10 protein-coding genes are annotated in these 15,166 nt (G+C 60.5%); 7 read left to right on the forward strand and 3 right to left on the reverse strand.

Annotation, left to right across the window (positions count from 1 at the left end; all coding sequences use genetic code 11):
• Positions 1 to 159: 159 nt before the first annotated feature.
• The 3 genes from xsc to QD280_RS11490 all read left to right on the forward strand — a co-directional run bounded on the left by xsc (position 160) and on the right by QD280_RS11490 (position 5,081).
• Positions 160 to 1,980 (forward strand): sulfoacetaldehyde acetyltransferase, encoded by a 1,821-nt coding sequence (gene xsc, locus QD280_RS11480; protein WP_235506947.1) that lies wholly within the window; start codon positions 160 to 162, stop codon positions 1,978 to 1,980.
• Between the two features lie 164 nt (positions 1,981 to 2,144).
• Positions 2,145 to 3,164 carry a phosphate acetyltransferase gene (pta, locus tag QD280_RS11485; protein WP_279839307.1) on the forward strand — a complete coding sequence of 340 codons (1,020 nt, stop codon included), beginning with the start codon at positions 2,145 to 2,147 and terminating at the stop codon, positions 3,162 to 3,164.
• A 141-nt stretch (positions 3,165 to 3,305) separates the two neighbouring features.
• Positions 3,306 to 5,081 (forward strand): hypothetical protein, encoded by a 1,776-nt coding sequence (locus tag QD280_RS11490; protein ID WP_279839308.1) that lies wholly within the window; start codon positions 3,306 to 3,308, stop codon positions 5,079 to 5,081.
• A 204-nt stretch (positions 5,082 to 5,285) separates the two neighbouring features.
• On the opposite strand, the gene QD280_RS11495 is transcribed toward QD280_RS11490, so the two are convergent.
• Entirely contained in the window at positions 5,286 to 7,034 is a 1,749-nt protein-coding gene (locus QD280_RS11495) for a cobalamin biosynthesis protein CobT (RefSeq protein WP_279839311.1), read from the reverse strand.
• On the reverse strand, positions 7,031 to 8,146 hold the full coding sequence (locus QD280_RS11500) for an AAA family ATPase (RefSeq protein ID WP_279839312.1): 1,116 nt from the start codon (positions 8,144 to 8,146) through the stop codon (positions 7,031 to 7,033). The genes QD280_RS11495 and QD280_RS11500 overlap by 4 nt, the downstream gene beginning before the upstream one ends.
• Before the next feature lie 171 nt (positions 8,147 to 8,317).
• On the opposite strand from QD280_RS11500, the gene thiO reads away from it, so the two are divergent.
• The 3 genes from thiO (at position 8,318) to QD280_RS11515 (ending at position 11,620) form a co-directional block, all read left to right on the forward strand.
• A complete protein-coding gene (gene thiO, locus QD280_RS11505; RefSeq protein WP_279839314.1) occupies positions 8,318 to 9,457 on the forward strand; it encodes a glycine oxidase ThiO in 1,140 nt (379 codons plus the stop codon).
• 196 nt (positions 9,458 to 9,653) lie between these two features.
• A complete protein-coding gene (locus QD280_RS11510; protein WP_279839317.1) occupies positions 9,654 to 10,040 on the forward strand; it encodes a nuclear transport factor 2 family protein in 387 nt (128 codons plus the stop codon).
• Between the two features lie 116 nt (positions 10,041 to 10,156).
• A complete protein-coding gene (locus QD280_RS11515) occupies positions 10,157 to 11,620 on the forward strand; it encodes an FAD-binding oxidoreductase (protein WP_197738684.1) in 1,464 nt (487 codons plus the stop codon).
• A gap of 238 nt (positions 11,621 to 11,858) precedes the next feature.
• On the opposite strand, the gene QD280_RS11520 is transcribed toward QD280_RS11515, so the two are convergent.
• The gene (locus QD280_RS11520; RefSeq protein ID WP_279839320.1) at positions 11,859 to 13,478 is read right to left on the reverse strand and encodes a PLP-dependent aminotransferase family protein; all 1,620 of its coding nucleotides are present in this window, start codon (positions 13,476 to 13,478) and stop codon (positions 11,859 to 11,861) included.
• Positions 13,479 to 14,001: 523 nt separating this feature from the next.
• Between QD280_RS11520 and QD280_RS11525 the strand changes: the two genes are divergently transcribed.
• Positions 14,002 to 15,057, forward strand: coding sequence for a TRAP transporter substrate-binding protein (locus QD280_RS11525; RefSeq protein WP_279839321.1), 1,056 nt, complete (start codon positions 14,002 to 14,004; stop codon positions 15,055 to 15,057).
• Positions 15,058 to 15,166 lie beyond the last annotated feature (109 nt).

A 15,166-nucleotide genomic window follows, 5' to 3' on the forward strand; every position in this document is an offset into this window, starting at 1 on the left:
ACTCCATTCACCGGGAGAAGTTTCTAAAAAAGGAGTGTTTTTGATCATTTTCCGAAATCGGGCTTGACGGGCCGCGCGGCGAGGGCTAATTTTGGTCACATGTTTCGGTAATCGGAACTAAATGTATCAATAAACATAAAATTTATAGTTGGAGACGCCATGAGCACTCAAGACAGCGCAGACAATCGCAAGGTCGTGCAGGGCAAGCAGAAGATGACCCCTTCCGAGGCCTTCGTGGAAACCATGGTCGCCAATGGCGTCACCGACATGTTCGGCATCATGGGCTCCGCCTTCATGGATGCGATGGACATCTTCGCCCCGGCCGGCATTCGCCTCATTCCGGTGGTGCATGAGCAGGGCGCTGCCCACATGGCCGACGGCTATGCTCGCGTTTCCGGCCGTCACGGCATGGTCATCGGCCAGAACGGTCCGGGCATCTCCAACTGCGTCACCGGCATCGCGGCGGCTTACTGGGCGCACAGCCCGGTGGTCATCGTCACGCCGGAAGCCGGCACCACCGGCATCGGCCTGGGCGGCTTCCAGGAATGCAAGCAGCTGCCGATGTTCCAGGAATTCACCAAATACCAGGGTCACGTGACCCACCCGTCGCGCATGGCGGAATACACCGGTCGTTGCTTCGACCGCGCCATGTCCGAGATGGGCCCGACCCAGCTCAACATTCCGCGTGACTACTTCTACGGCGAGATCGAATGCGAGATTCCGCTGCCGGCACGTGTCGACCGCGGCCCGGGTGGCAGCAAGAGCCTGGATGAGGCAGCCGAGCTGCTGGCCAGCGCCAAGTTCCCGGTCATCGTTTCCGGTGGCGGTGTGGTGATGGCCGATGGCGTCGAGGAGTGCAAGGCACTGGCAGAGCGTCTCGGCGCGCCGGTGGTCAACAGCTACCAGCACAACGATTCCTTCCCGGCCAGCCACCCGCTGTGGTGTGGTCCGCTCGGTTATCAGGGCTCCAAGGCGGGCATGAAGCTGATCTCCCAGGCCGATGTCGTCATCGCGCTGGGCACGCGCCTCGGGCCGTTCGGCACCCTGCCGCAGCACGGCATGGACTACTGGCCGAAGGACGCGAAGATCATCCAGATCGACGCCGATCACAAGATGCTGGGCCTGGTGAAGAAGATCTCCGTCGGCATCTGCGGCGATGCGCGTGAAGCGGCCATCGCCCTGACCGAGCGTCTGTCCGGTCGCAATCTGGAATGCGATGCCTCCAAGGATTCGCGTCTGACCCAGATCCGTGAAGAGAAGGCCGCCTGGGAAGCCGAGCTGGATGCCTGGACCCACGAGAAGGACGCCTTCAGCCTCGACGCCATCGAAGAAGCCAAGGACGAGAAGCCGTTCTCCGGCGGCGAATACCTGCACCCGCGTCAGGTACTGCGCGAGCTGGAAAAGGCCATGCCGGAAGATGTCATGGTGTCCACTGACATCGGCAACATCAATTCCGTGGCCCACAGCTACCTGCGCTTCGATCGTCCGCGCAGCTTCTTCGCCCCGATGAGCTTCGGCAACTGCGGCTACGCGCTGCCGACCATCATGGGTGCCAAGACTGCCGCGCCGGAACGTCCGGCCATCGCCTACGCCGGTGACGGCGCCTGGGGCATGAGCCTGATGGAAATCATGACCGCCGTGCGTCACGACATTCCGGTCACGGCCGTCGTCTTCCACAACCGTCAGTGGGGCGCCGAGAAGAAGAACCAGGTCGAGTTCTACAACCGTCGCTTCGTCGCCGGTGAGCTGGACAACGAGAGCTTCGCCGAGATCGCGCGCTCCATGGGGGCCGAAGGCATCACCGTCGACCGTCTGGAAGACGTGGGCCCGGCCCTCAAGAAGGCCATCGACATGCAGATGAACGAAGGCAAGACCTGCGTCATCGAGGTGATGTGTACTCGCGAACTGGGCGACCCGTTCCGCCGCGACGCCCTCAAGAAGCCGGTGCGTCTGCTCGAGAAGTATCAGGATTACGTGTAACGCCCATCGCTGATCGCGCTGTGCAGGTCATGGATGGCAGCGCGATGAAGCGGGTGTAGCGCGACGCGCAAGCAGGACTGGAACTCTCCCTTGCCCCGGCCATTTCAGATGTCCGGGGCTTTTTGGATGTGTCGGCTGCCTGCAAGGGCAGCGAGGAGACAGACATGAAGGCACTCAACAACATTCTGGCGCGGGCCAAGGCAGACCCGCGCCGTATCGTGCTCTGCGAAGGGCAGGACATGCGGGTGGTGCAGGCGGCGGTCAGCGCGGCGGAGCAGGGCCTGGCACAGGTGATGGTGGTGGGTGACCCCATCGTCATCGCCGCCACCGCCAGAGAAGCCGGGCTTGAGGATCAGGCGTTGGCAAGGCTCGAGCTGATCGACCCCGTCACCTCCGAGCACACCGCCAGGCTTGCCGAGGCGCTGCACGCGCATCGCGCGGCCAAGGGCATGACGGCGGAGCAGGCCGCCGAGAAGATTCGTGATCCGCTGACGTTCGCCAACATGCTGGTGCGCGAAGGGTTGGCGGATGGCTCGGTGGCCGGCGCCGTGCTCACCACTGCCGATGTGGTGCGTACCGCCATTCAACTGCTGGGGCTGGCGCCGGACAGCAAGCTGGTCTCCAGCTTCTTTCTGATGATGCTGTGCAAGCCGTTCCACAATCTGAAGGGCGGCATGATCTTCTCGGACTGCGGGCTGGTGATCGACCCCGACGCCGAGGAGCTGTCGCAGATCGCGCTGGCCGCCGCCGACAGTGCCCAGGCTCTGCTTGGGGAAGACCCACGGGTGGCGATGCTGTCGTTTTCCACCAATGGCAGCGCGCATCACGCCTCGGTGGACAAGGTGGTGCAGGCCGCGCATCGGGTACGCGAGCAACGCCCGGATATCGCCATCGATGAAGACGTGCAGCTCGACGCCGCCATCGTGGCGGAAATCGCCGAGCGCAAGCTGCCCACCTCGCGCGTCAAAGGTACCTCCAACGTGCTGGTGTTCCCCAATCTGGAAGCCGGCAATATCGGCTACAAGCTCGCCGAACGCATCGGCGGTGCAGAAGCCATCGGCCCGCTGCTCCAGGGCCTCGCCAAACCCGCCAACGACCTCTCGCGTGGCTGCTCCACCGCCGACATCCTCAATGTCATTGCGGTGACTGTTGTTCAGGCACAGCAGCGCACCCCGCAAGACTGATTTCTCCTTCTTTTCCTTCTGTTAGCCGCTCACGGCGGATTGGGCAGGCGAAAGCCTGCCTCTAAGTAGTATTTTGCATCGCAATACTCCACTGGAATGCTATCTTCCTAATGTAGTGTCCCTAGCGTCTATGGAGGTCTTGTGAATAATCATTTTGTAGAATATTTGGATTATTATCTGTCAGTCGATAAGCCGGGATATGCAGTGTTAGTGACAGGTGAATGGGGGGCGGGTAAAACTTACCAAGTCTTAAATTCTATACCCTCGCGTAAAAGATACTATGTAAGCCTTTTTGGTGTCCAGGATATAGAGCAATTGAACTCTGAGGTAATAGCAGCTGCATCTCCTAGTCTTGCTAAAATCCACGGCCCTTTAAGTGAAGTGAGTACGATGGTGGCGACAAGAACAGGATGGAGTGAACTAGGGAATCTAGCGCCCAGTGTTCTAAATGCTTTGTGTAGAAGGAATGTTAAGAATGATCGGGTTTTGATATTTGATGATATTGAGCGTAGTAATATAGAATTGAAGGACTTGCTTGGGGTGGTTAACTTGTATGTAGAGCAGCGTGGGTTCAATGTTGTGATAATTGCTCACGATACTAAAATAATTGATGATTTTTCTGATGTTAAGGAAAAAGTTGTTGGTCAAAGTATCCGTGTAGAGCCTGATGTTGATGCTGCTTTTAGGCATTTTTCTCTAATGATGCCCTCGCAAAAATCTAAAGATTTTCTGCATAAATATGAAGATGTAGTCAAGCAGGTGTTTATTGTTTCGAAAGTTAAGTCGCTCAGAATATTACGTCATGTTCTGGAGGATGTTTGTAGACTTTTTACATGCCTATCAGAACGACATGTCGAAAATAATGATGCAATCACTGAAACTTTGCAATTGCATGTTGCCATAAATATCGAAGTGCGTTCGTCTAGAATAAACCCTGAAATTCTTATCAATAGAAGAAAGGCTTTTGAGACTGTTAATACAACCGAGCGAACTGATAACGCCATAGACTATTCTAGTATTTTAGCTTCGAATATACGATATCCTGCTATTGATCTCAGTAGTCTTATTTTAAGTGATGAAGTGCTAAGAGATATGTTCGTAGATGGAAGATACTCTAGTGATGATATAGGTAAAGATATTAGTAGCTCTATACACTTCATGGATCAGGAGTCTGTTGCGCCATGGAAAATATTAATTAATTTTGATGAGTTAGAGGACGAGGTTGTTTTAGATTCTTTGAATGAAATTAATAGGCAGATAGATGAGTATGAGATAGTTATACCCGGTGAAATATTGCACACTTTTTCTTTGAAGTTATTGATGGTTCAGGAGTCTATAGAGGAGGGCAGTTTCGATGCAGTTGTTGAAAGTTTTAAGTTATATATTGATGGGCTTTTAGAAAGAGATAAGATTCCACCTCAGGACATGAATTTAAGTTGGTTAGATCTTTCTAGGAGTTCCTATGAGGGGGTTGCCTATTGGGTTTCGGACTCATATAGTCAGCACTTTGATACCATGCGAAGTTATCTTAATAATGCTAAGAAAATCGCACTTGAGAATAAGTATCCTGAGATTTGGGATCAGTTGAAAATAATTATGCAAGAGATTCCTAGACTGTTCTTGCATAATGTTGCATTTGTAGGTGGAGCTGGTGGGTTATATGCACAAACACCAGTTTTTAGTCGCGTTGATCCAACTGAGTTTGTCGATATATGGCTCTCGCTTCCTAAGGAGCAGTGGAAGAATATCGCAATGTCTTTGAAGCTGCGCTATGCAAATGATAGCCTAAATGGGGTGCTATCAGAGGAACGAGAATGGGCTCTTTTAGTAGGACAAATACTTGTAGAGAGGTCGGCGCGCGAACAAGGTTTTTCATCGATAAGAATTAGAAGGATAATACCGGAGGAGGTGTTGTAATATATGTATTTATTTGTATGTTGTGAATATTTTTCGTAAATAAATTTATATCTCCTTATTGGTACACACCAGTGCTATATAATGAACAGTTACATCGAGAAGGGCGTTGTTGAGGGTGCGTTCGAGACCGACAATCACTCGCACACGCGGGTGATCGCTAAACGACACGTCATTGGTAGTGCTTCATCTCGCTCTCGCAGCAGCTCACATCCCCTGATGCCGACACGCCAGCGCCATGTGATAGACGATTTCATCGGCGAGGGCGTTGTCGAGGGTGCGTTCAAGATCGATGATCAGCTGGTTGGGGTAGTAGGCGCTGAGGTCCAGCCCGACGCCGAGGCCGAGGATGGCCTGGCGGCCGGAGCGGGTCTGTTGCGCGACCACCTGCTTGAGGTGGCTGTCGAGGTATTGCTCGTCATTGGCGGTGTTGGTGGCGCTGTCACAGGGGCTGCCATCGGAGATGACGACCAGCAGACGGCGAGCGCCTTCGTCGCCAGGAGTGTTGTCCGCGAGTCGTGAGCAGGCCCATTGCACGGCTTCGCCATCCACGCCTTCGCGGTAGATATCGGCCTTGAGCAGGGCGCCGAAGTTGCGGCGCGCACGTCGCCACGCCAGTGAGGCGGGCTTGAAGACCAGATACTGCACTTCATTCAGGCGGCCCGGACGCGCGGGCTTGCCGGCGCGTCGCCAGTCCTTCAGGGCGCGGCCGCCATTCCAGGCGCCAGTGGTGAAGCCGAGCACCTCGGTGGGCACACCGGCCATGTCGAGCGCGCGGGTGAGTATCTCGATCAGCATCGCCACCGCCTCGCCATGCACCTTCATCGAACCGGAGCAATCGATCAGGAAGCTGACCTGCGCACTGGCCTCGGGCACCCAGCGCTCGCGCTGGAAGACCCGCCGCTCGGCCGGCGAGGAAATCACCTGACTCAGCCGCCGCCCATCGATGATTCCTTCCTCCTCCCCGAAGTGCCAGCCCTCACGCTGCGGCGAGCTGAAATGGCGCGCCAGCTGACGTGCCAGTCGCCGCACGTTGATCTTCTGCTCCGCCAGACGCGTATCCAGCGCCTGCCGATACTCGTCGAGCAGGGCCGCGCGCATGCGCCTGGCCGGTTCCAGCTCGCGGTCATAGGCCGTGGTGAACACCTGATAGGGCAGCAATTCCTCCGGCACGCCACGCCGATGACTCGGCAGCTGCGAAGCCGCCTGCTCCTCGAGCAGACTCGCTTCCTCATTCTCGTTTTCCAGAAACAGCGCGAAGCGCTGACTGGCCTCTGACTCGTCATCCTCCTCGCCGTCCTGCTCCTCCAGCGATTCGGCCAGTTCCTGCTCCAGCCACAGGCTGATGTTCAGCGCATGCTGCTGATAGGCCCCCTGATCGAAACGCGTGCGTCTCAGCCCCGCCATGTCAGCGCCCAGCGCCTGATAGAAGGAGGCGCGCGTCGTCTCGATGTAATCCTCCGTCTCGTGGATCACCGCACAGGCCATCAGGCGCGACCAGCACGACTGGATGACGCTGTAGATGAGGATGCCGCTGCTCGTCTCGGTCAGGCCCGCGTGATAGAAGGCCAGGCACCAGTCGGTGAAGCGCCGCGCCAGATTCTCCTTCACGCCGGGCATGTCAGGGTCGACCAGCGCCTCGACGCGCAGCTGCTCCAGCAGGTCATAGATCAGGCGGGTTTCCGGCAGCGCCGGACGCGCCGCCAGATGCAGCGCCTCGTCGGTGTGGAGCAGGCGCAGCGCGATGGCATCGCTGACCGCACGATAGTTGTCGAGCGTGCAATCATCTTCCTCAAGGCGCAGATGCGGGGTGCGCAATGGCAGCGCCTGAGCATGCCGACTCAGACGCCGCCCCCGATAGGCCCAGCCGGCCTGACCGCTGAGTGCCCCGAGACTCGCAGCCGAGAGCTCCTCGAGATACTGCTGACGACGGCGTACCTGCTGGGCCGCACTCATGCCCGGGCTCCCTTGTCGCTGTCCTGTTCATCCATCAGGTCGCTCTCCATCAGCGCCGCGGATTCCTCCAGCTCCTTGGCGAAACAGCGCTGATAGAACTCGGCGACCAGCGGGCGCTCATGCTCATCGCACTTGTTGAGGTAGGAGAGCCGGAAGGCCAGCGCCGGATTGCGGAAGATTTCGCAGTTCTCCGCCCAGGTGATCACGGTGCGCGGCGACATCAGGCTCGACAGGTCGCCATTGGCGAAGCCCTTGCGGGTGAGGTCGGCCACCGCGACCATCGCGCGAATCAGGGCGCGGCCACGCTCGTTGTCCTTGGCGGGCACACGCGCCAGCACGATCTTCACCTCTTCCTCACGCGGCAAGTAATCCAGCTTGGCGACGATGTTCCAGCGGTCGATCTGCGCATGGTTGAGCAGCTGGGTGCCGTGATAGAGCCCATCCTGATTGCCAAGCCCGACGGTATTGGCGGTGGCGAACAACCGGAACTGCGGATGCGGGCGAATCACGCGGTTCTGGTCGAGCAGCGTGAAGTGGCCGTCGCGCTCCAGAATGCGCTGGATGACGAACATCACGTCCGGGCGGCCGGCATCGTACTCATCGAAGATCAGCGCGATGGGGCGGGTCAGCGACCAGGGCACGATGCCTTCCTGGAATTCGGTGACCTGCACGCCGTCACGAATCACGATGGCGTCCTTGCCGACCAGATCCAGCCGGCTGACATGGCCGTCGAGATTGACGCGCAGGCACGGCCAGTTGAGGCGCGCGGCGATCTGCTCGATGTGGGTCGATTTGCCGGTGCCGTGCAGGCCCTGAACCATCACGCGGCGGTTGTTGGTGAAGCCGGCGAGAATGGCGAGGGTGACATCGGGATTGAAGCGATAGGCGTGGTCGATTTCCGGCACGTGGGCGTCGCGCTCCACAAATACCGGCACCTTGAGGTCACTGTCGATGCCGAACAGCTCGCGCACGCCGCGCAGCTCAGTGGGCTGCAACTGACCGGCGGGCAGCGGTTGCTCGGCAGAGGCGGCGAGGCCTGCATCGCTGGCAGGATTTGCATCATTGGCAGGGCTTGTATCGCTGCTGGAAGGCGTCAAGGTGGTGTCGCTCACGGGGTGTCTCCCTCGTCATTCTTGTTGGTGGCTGCCCGGTGGACCTGTCGCGGGGAGACAGGAAAGCCGGGCGGCGGCAATGCTGTAAATATAGCTTTGTTTCTAAAAATAATGCAAATCGTATCGAAATATGAGATTTGTGATTATTCATTCCCCGCAGGAGCAAGGCAGATGAGCGATACCCTGATCATTGGTGGCGGCGTGATGGGCATGATGATGGCGTGGCAGCTGGCCGAGGCCGGCCAGACGGTCACGCTGCTGGAGCGCGGTCAGTGCGGACGCGAGGCATCGTGGGCCGGTGGTGGCATCGTCTCGCCGCTGTATCCGTGGCGCTATTCGAGCGCCATCTCATCACTGTCACGCTGGTCAGAAGGCGAATACCCCAGGCTTGCCAAGGCGCTCAAGGACGCCACCGGCATCGACCCCGAATACCGCCAGAAGGGCCTGATCTACCTGCGGGTCGAGGATGAGGCGCTGGCGCTGGACTGGGCGCGCACCCAGCACAAGCCGCTGGAGGTGATCGAGCGTGAGACGCTCTACGCGCGCGAGCCGCATCTGGTCAGTGGCCATCAGCAGGCGCTGTGGATGCCGACGCTCGGCAGCATCCGCAATCCGCGTCTCGGTCAGGCGCTGCGTGCGCGTCTACTGGCGCATCCGCGTATCCGGGTGCGTGAAGAGTGCGAGGTCACGCAGCTGGTGCTTGCCACGCCGTCGCGTGTCACGGGCGTCCGGCTTGTTGATGAGACCGTCAGCGCAGACAACGTCGTGGTGTGTGGCGGCGCCTGGAGTGGCAAGTTGCTCGCCGCGGCCGGCGTGCTGCTGCCGGTGCGCCCGGTGAAGGGTCAGATGATGGTGTTCAATCCGGTGGCGGCGGGGCTTTGCCGCGTGGATGCGCCGCTGCTGTCGCGGGTGGTGCTGTGCGATGGTCGCTACGTGATTCCGCGCGCCGATGGGCGGATTCTGATCGGCTCGACCCTGGAGCATCAGGACTTCGACAAGTCCACCACCGCGCAGGCGCGCGAGTCGCTGCATGCCAGCGCCGCGAGCATTCTGCCGGCGCTGGGTGAGCTGGCGCCGGAGCATCACTGGGCCGGCCTGCGTCCGGGCACGCCGGATGGCACGCCTTTCATCGGCGCGGTGCCAGGGCTTGATGGCCTCTACGTGAATGCCGGTCACTACCGCAATGGCCTGGTGCTGGCGCCCGCCGCCACGCGCCTGCTCAGTGACATCCTGCTCGGGCGCGAGAGCTTCATGTCAGCGGAGGCCTTCATGCCACCGGGTGTGGCAGCGCCCACGGCCCTCGCGGGCTGAGTCGTCCCAAGGCGGCGCAATGAGACTAGTTGGTACCAGGGCAGCCCCGCTGGTGCCAACTGGCCCAATTGGTGGCCGCCAACTGGTGCTAAAGGGCGGTGCAAGTGTCGGCGTAGTCTCGGGTCATGGCGCAGCGCTTGCTGCCGCTCATCTGCTCAACAACAAGCCCAACAACAAGACTGCGGAGCCCGAACCCATGACTCACCAAGCCACCATCGAACTGCTGACCGTCTTCTGCGACGCCCTCAACCGTCACGACATCGACGACTGCCTGTCGATGATGACCGATGACTGCGAATTCCTCGCCATCGCCGGGCCGGAACTCGAAGGCAAGACCTTCGCCGGTCAGGACGCCGTGCGTGCGGGCCTCTCCGCCGCCTGGCAGAACGCGCCGGATGCCCAGTGGATCGACGCGGAAATCTTCGCCGATGGCGAGCGTGGCTTCGTCATCAGCACCTATACCGGCACCACTGCCGATGGCGCGCGCAGCGAAGCGCGCATGATCGACGCATTCACGCTGCGTGACGGCAAGATCGCGATCAAGAACGCCTTCCGCAAGAACCGTCCGCCCGTCAACGTCTGAGCGCCAGCGGCGCACCGATCAGGGAAGAGGTTTCTGAAGCTGTCTTTGCCTCGGGGGAAGCGCGTCATGGCGTCAGGTCATGGCGTGCGCCCCGTGGGTGAGAGGAGGTGTTCGAGATGGAAACTATCGTGCAGCACGGCGCCCGGCCGTCGGACATGGGCAACGAATCAGAGCAGCGTCCGGCCACTCAGGCCTCGCGGCCGTATGACCCGGCCTACGACCCGCTGGTGAGTGCCACCCCCGGCGAAGGGCGCGACTACGCGCCGACCTACTGGGTAGCCACCGCCGGTGAGCCGCCGGCAGACGACGGCCCGGTGATGGGCGATATCGACGCCGATGTGGTGATCGTCGGCTCCGGCTTCACGGGGCTGACCGCCGCCATCGTGCTGGCCGAGAAGTACGGCATCAAGGCTACCGTGCTGGAGGCCAATCGGGTCAGCTGGGGCTGTTCGACCCGCAATGGCGGTCAGGCGCAGTGCGCCACCGGCCGCCTCAAGCGCTCGCAGTGGATCGAGCGTTACGGACTCGAGGCCGCCCACGGCCTGCACCGTGAGTGCGTCGAGGGCATGGAGAATTTCAAGGAGCTGATCAAGGACATCGACTGCGATCCGCAGCCGGGCGGCCATCTGTATATCGCCCATCGCGAGCGCATGATGCCGGGGCTGGAGAAGGAAGCGCGCCTGTTGCGCGAGACCTTCAACTACGATGCCCGCATCATCGATGGCGCCACGGTGCGCAATGAGTGGGTCGGTGATGAAGAGGCCTGCGGTGCGATGCACGAGCCGGAAGGCATCGGCGTGCACCCGGGCAAGTTGGCCTTCGGCTATCTGCGCAAGGCACGCCGCCTGGGCGTCAAGGTGCACCCGGCAAGTCCGGTGGAGAGCTGGGAGACCCGCGATGGCGTGCACTATCTGACGACGCCGGGTGGCGTGGTCAAGGCGCGCTCGGTGGGCATGGCCACCGGCGGCTACACCTCCGGCAAGCTGCATCCGGAGCTCGACAAGCGTCTGATGCCGGTGCTCTCCAACTCGCTGGTGACACGCCCACTGACGGCGCAGGAAATCGAGGCGACCCGCTTCCATACCCATCAGGTACTCACCGACACCCGCGTGCTGCGCCACTACTATCGTCTGCTGCCGGACAACCGCCTGCAGATCGGCAGTCGCAGTGCCGTCTCGGGGCGTGACGCGCCCAAGGCGCAATACGAGCAGCTGCTGATCGCCGACATGCACCGCAAGTTCCCCGCGCTGAGTGGCATCGAGGTCGATTACTCCTGGTGGGGCTGGGTGGATGTCAGCCACGACATGATGCCGCGCATCCATCAGCCGGACCCCAAGCAGAGCATCTATTACGCCATGGGCTATGGCGGCAACGGCGTGATGTATTCCGCCCAGGCGGGCAAGCGCCTCGCCCAGTGGATCGCCAGGGACGCGGCGGATCTCGTACTGCCGATCTTCCAGTCACGCCTGCCGTATCCCAATGTGCTCAACAAGGTCGAATCCCCGCTGTTCGCGCCGTTCCGTCGCACCGGCCAGCGTTGCCTGTATCGCTGGTACGCGATGAAGGATGAAGCGCAGTAGGGTGTGACTCGCCACTGATGCCACGATGACCCGGATGCTCCCGCATTGATCGATTTCATGATCAGTGCGGGAGCATCTTTGTTGTCCAGAAGATAATCATTGCGGGTTGTTGTTGCTTGGGAGGGGCAGGGTTTGCCTCGGCCATGGCCGATACGGCGGCTCGCCTCGCCTTTTTCTCCTCACCTTTCATCTCCTCACCTTTCATCTCCTCGCCTCTCATCTCCTCGCAAGGATCAGGCTAGCTGGCGCGCTGTCGGCGTGATGGGCCGTGGGGAGTGGGCAGGGCGGGTTGAGGGGGTAACGGCTGTGCTTGTGTTTCCGGTGCGTCCGTCTTCGTTGCGTCCATCTCCGTCGCTTCTGTCTCTGCGCCCGCAACTGACGGCGCCTCCTCCATCGCCAGTGGCACCAGCGCGGCCAGCTTGAGGATGCCGGCTTCGATGCGTGCTTCCGGAATCGCCGAGAAGCCAAGCCGGAAGTAGTGGCGGTGGCTGCTGCGATCACAGAAGAAGTGCAGGTCACCGACCTCGATCAGGATGCTCTGCTCGCGGGCGAGGGCGGCCAGGCGGTGGGCATTCAGACTCTTCGGGCCGTGCATCCAGAAGCAGGAGCCGCCGTAGGTGGCCGGCGTGCTCATCATCGGCAGATGGCGCTGGATGGCGTCACGCATCAGCAGGAAACGCCGCTGCATCACCTGGTGCATCTGATTGATCAGGCTGTCGTGATAGCCACGCGCGATGAACAGCCCTACCGCACGCTGATTGTTGGTCGGCGGATGGCGCAGCATCAGGCGGCGCAGGGCGCGGGCCTCTCGAATCAGGGTCGGGTGCGCCACCATGTAGCCCAGACGCAGACCGGGGGCGAGGGTCTTGGAGAGGCTGCCGACATAGATGACGCGCTTGTGGCGGTCGAGGCTCTTGAGCGCGGGTGTCGGGTTGTCGGCGTAGTTGCTCTCGCTCTCGTAGTCGTCCTCGATGATCAGGAAGTTGCCGGTCTCGGCCATGTCCAGCAGCTGGCGGCGACGCTCCAGCGGCAGGGTGATGGTCGTCGGCGACTGGTGGCTGGGCGTGACATATACCAGGCGGCTGTCCTTGAGCGATTCCAGCGGCTGCATGCCCTTGTCGTCGATGGGCAGCAGCTGGATGTCATCGGTGAAGGTGCTGGCGATGTTGTACATGTCGACGTAGCCGGGGTTCTCCATCGCGAAGCGCTGGCCCTGCTTGAGCAGCAGCATGCAACTGATCCACAGCGCCTGCTGGGTGCCCACCGTGATCAGGATTTCCTCCGGGCTTGCCCAGACGCCGCGACGGGGCAGCAACCGCTGGTGGATCTGCTCGATCAGCAGCGGGTCGTCATTGTTGAGGTGGTCCACCGACCAGCTGCGAATCGACGGCACGCTCATCGAGTCGCGGCTGCATTCGCGCCAGTGCTGGGTGGGGAAGAATTCCGGGTCCAGCTGGCCATAGAGGAAGGGGTAGTCGTACTGGTGCCAGTCGCCGGGCTTCTCGATGGCGCGCTGCACAGAAGGCTTGAAGGCCAGCCGCTCGTCCCAGTCGAGGCTGTCGGCCTCGATATCATTGAGGCGCACCGGCGTGTCGGCGCGACCCTTGAGAATCTCGGGATTGATGAAGTAACCGCTGCGCTCGCGGGCGATCAGAAAGCCGTCTTCCAGCAGCTGCTCGTAGGCCAGCATCACGGTATTGCGCGCGACATTCAGCTCGCGGGCCAGCTTGCGACTGGAGGGCAGCGCGACATCACGTGGTAGATGGCCTTCGAGAATCGCCTGAGAAATCTGCTCGCGAATCTGGAATTGCAGGCTTTCCTTGCGCGAGGAATCGAGGTGAAACAGCGGATAGCTCATGCGTGTTCTCTATTGTTTTCGCGAGCGTGTCGTCACGAGGACTTTTCAGCGGAAGTGCCCGTTTTATATGCATTTTCTGTACCTGATTGCCCCTGGGCGCGCCCTCGGTGAATGGCGCGCGGGACACTGCCAGCCCTGAGGTGGCAGCCACCGGTACGGCTTCATTGAGGCAGACCCCTGTCGGGAGAGCAATAGCCAGCCGGGACTGGCCCCATCGATGCCGACGGACTGGTTCTATCGAGGAATGGCGCACGGGGAGAAAGTGATCTGGCAGGTACAACGAAAGCACAGTTCAAGCACGACGCGACTTCACACTCCCTTTCCTGGGGCTGTATATGAGCAGGTGATGGCAATCGTGAATGACATGAGACGCTGCGAGATAGTGGTGCAGACGCGAAGTCATTGACGATATGAGGTGCAGTACCCCGCTCGCTATCACGCGCAGCCGTCAGGAGCCCGCAACAACAATAACGACGGGACAGACAAGATGATCGACTCGACACAGACCCTTTCAGACCTCCGCATGCTGACTCGCACTGGCGTATCTCGCACCAGCGTATCTCGCACCAGCGCCTTCAAGTCCACGCTGGCCATCGCGGTGACTGCCGCGAGCCTGAGCATGGCCGCTGGCGCCAATGCCGCGACCTGGAAGATGGCCCTCGGCGATGCCGCCGGCGGCACCCAGTATGAACTGGGCAAGACCTTCGCAAGCCTGGTGGAAGAGAAATCCGGTGGCGACATCAAGGTGGATCTGTTCCCCAACGGCCAGCTGGGCAGCGAGCAGGATACCGTCAACAACGCCAGCATGGGGCTCGTTGACCTGTCCGTGGTGGCGATCAACAACCTGACGCCATTCTCGCCGACCGTCGGCGTGCTGACCCTGCCGTATGTCATCCACGGCCCGGACGATGCCAAGGCGCTGACGCAAGGCAAGATAGGCGATGAGCTGCGCGAGAACACCCTGCGCGATTCCGGTATCCGCATTCTGGGCTGGGCCTATTCCGGCTGCCGCCGTCTGACCAATTCCAAGCAGGCGGTCGCCTCGCCGGCAGACCTGGAAGGCATGGTCATTCGCGTGCCCAAGAACGAGATCATGATCTCCTCCTACCAGTCCTGGGGCGTCAACCCGAACCCGCTGGCGTGGTCCGAGACCTTCACCGCCCTGCAGCAGGGCGTCGTCGATGGTCAGGACAATCCCTACATCACCATCGATGCCATGAAGTTCTATGAGGTGCAGAACCACGTCACCGACAGCTGTTACGTGTTCTCGATGGAACCGCTGATCATGGGCGAAGGCACCTTCCAGAGCCTCAGCGAAGAGAACCAGCAACTGGTGCTGGCCGCTGGTGAAGAGGCGACGTCGCACAGCTATGACTACCTGCTGGCCACCGAGGATTCCATCAAGAAATCACTGGTGGAAGAGCACGGCATGACCATCACCCAGCCCGCCAATGACGAGCAGGAATGGATCGCCAAGGCCTCCAGCATCTGGCCGGACTTCTATGACAGCATCGGCGGCCGCGACAAGCTGGTCGAGGTGCTCGAGACCCTCGGGCGTGATCCGTCCACCGCGCCCTGATGATTCGCTGAGCTGCTGAGGCTCCAGGCCCGCCCGGATTCCCCTGCCTGCCGGCACCTGTCATGAGCATGCCAAGAGCATGTCGTCGACATGTGATCGCTGGCAGGGG

It is taken from the genome of Cobetia sp. 1AS1 (assembly GCF_029846435.1).
Lineage (GTDB): Bacteria > Pseudomonadota > Gammaproteobacteria > Pseudomonadales > Halomonadaceae > Cobetia > Cobetia amphilecti.

What these genes read in the sequence shown, in the direction of transcription:
- pta (WP_279839307.1), top strand. Translation starts at nt 2,145, where the DNA reads ATGAAGGCACTCAACAACATTCTGGCGCGGGCCAAGGCAGACCCGCGC.
- QD280_RS11520 (WP_279839320.1), bottom strand. Translation starts at nt 13,478, where the DNA reads ATGAGCTATCCGCTGTTTCACCTCGATTCCTCGCGCAAGGAAAGCCTG.
- QD280_RS11510 (WP_279839317.1), top strand. Translation starts at nt 9,654, where the DNA reads ATGACTCACCAAGCCACCATCGAACTGCTGACCGTCTTCTGCGACGCC.
- QD280_RS11515 (WP_197738684.1), top strand. Translation starts at nt 10,157, where the DNA reads ATGGAAACTATCGTGCAGCACGGCGCCCGGCCGTCGGACATGGGCAAC.
- xsc (WP_235506947.1), top strand. Translation starts at nt 160, where the DNA reads ATGAGCACTCAAGACAGCGCAGACAATCGCAAGGTCGTGCAGGGCAAG.
- QD280_RS11495 (WP_279839311.1), bottom strand. Translation starts at nt 7,034, where the DNA reads ATGAGTGCGGCCCAGCAGGTACGCCGTCGTCAGCAGTATCTCGAGGAG.
- thiO (WP_279839314.1), top strand. Translation starts at nt 8,318, where the DNA reads ATGAGCGATACCCTGATCATTGGTGGCGGCGTGATGGGCATGATGATG.
- QD280_RS11525 (WP_279839321.1), top strand. Translation starts at nt 14,002, where the DNA reads ATGCTGACTCGCACTGGCGTATCTCGCACCAGCGTATCTCGCACCAGC.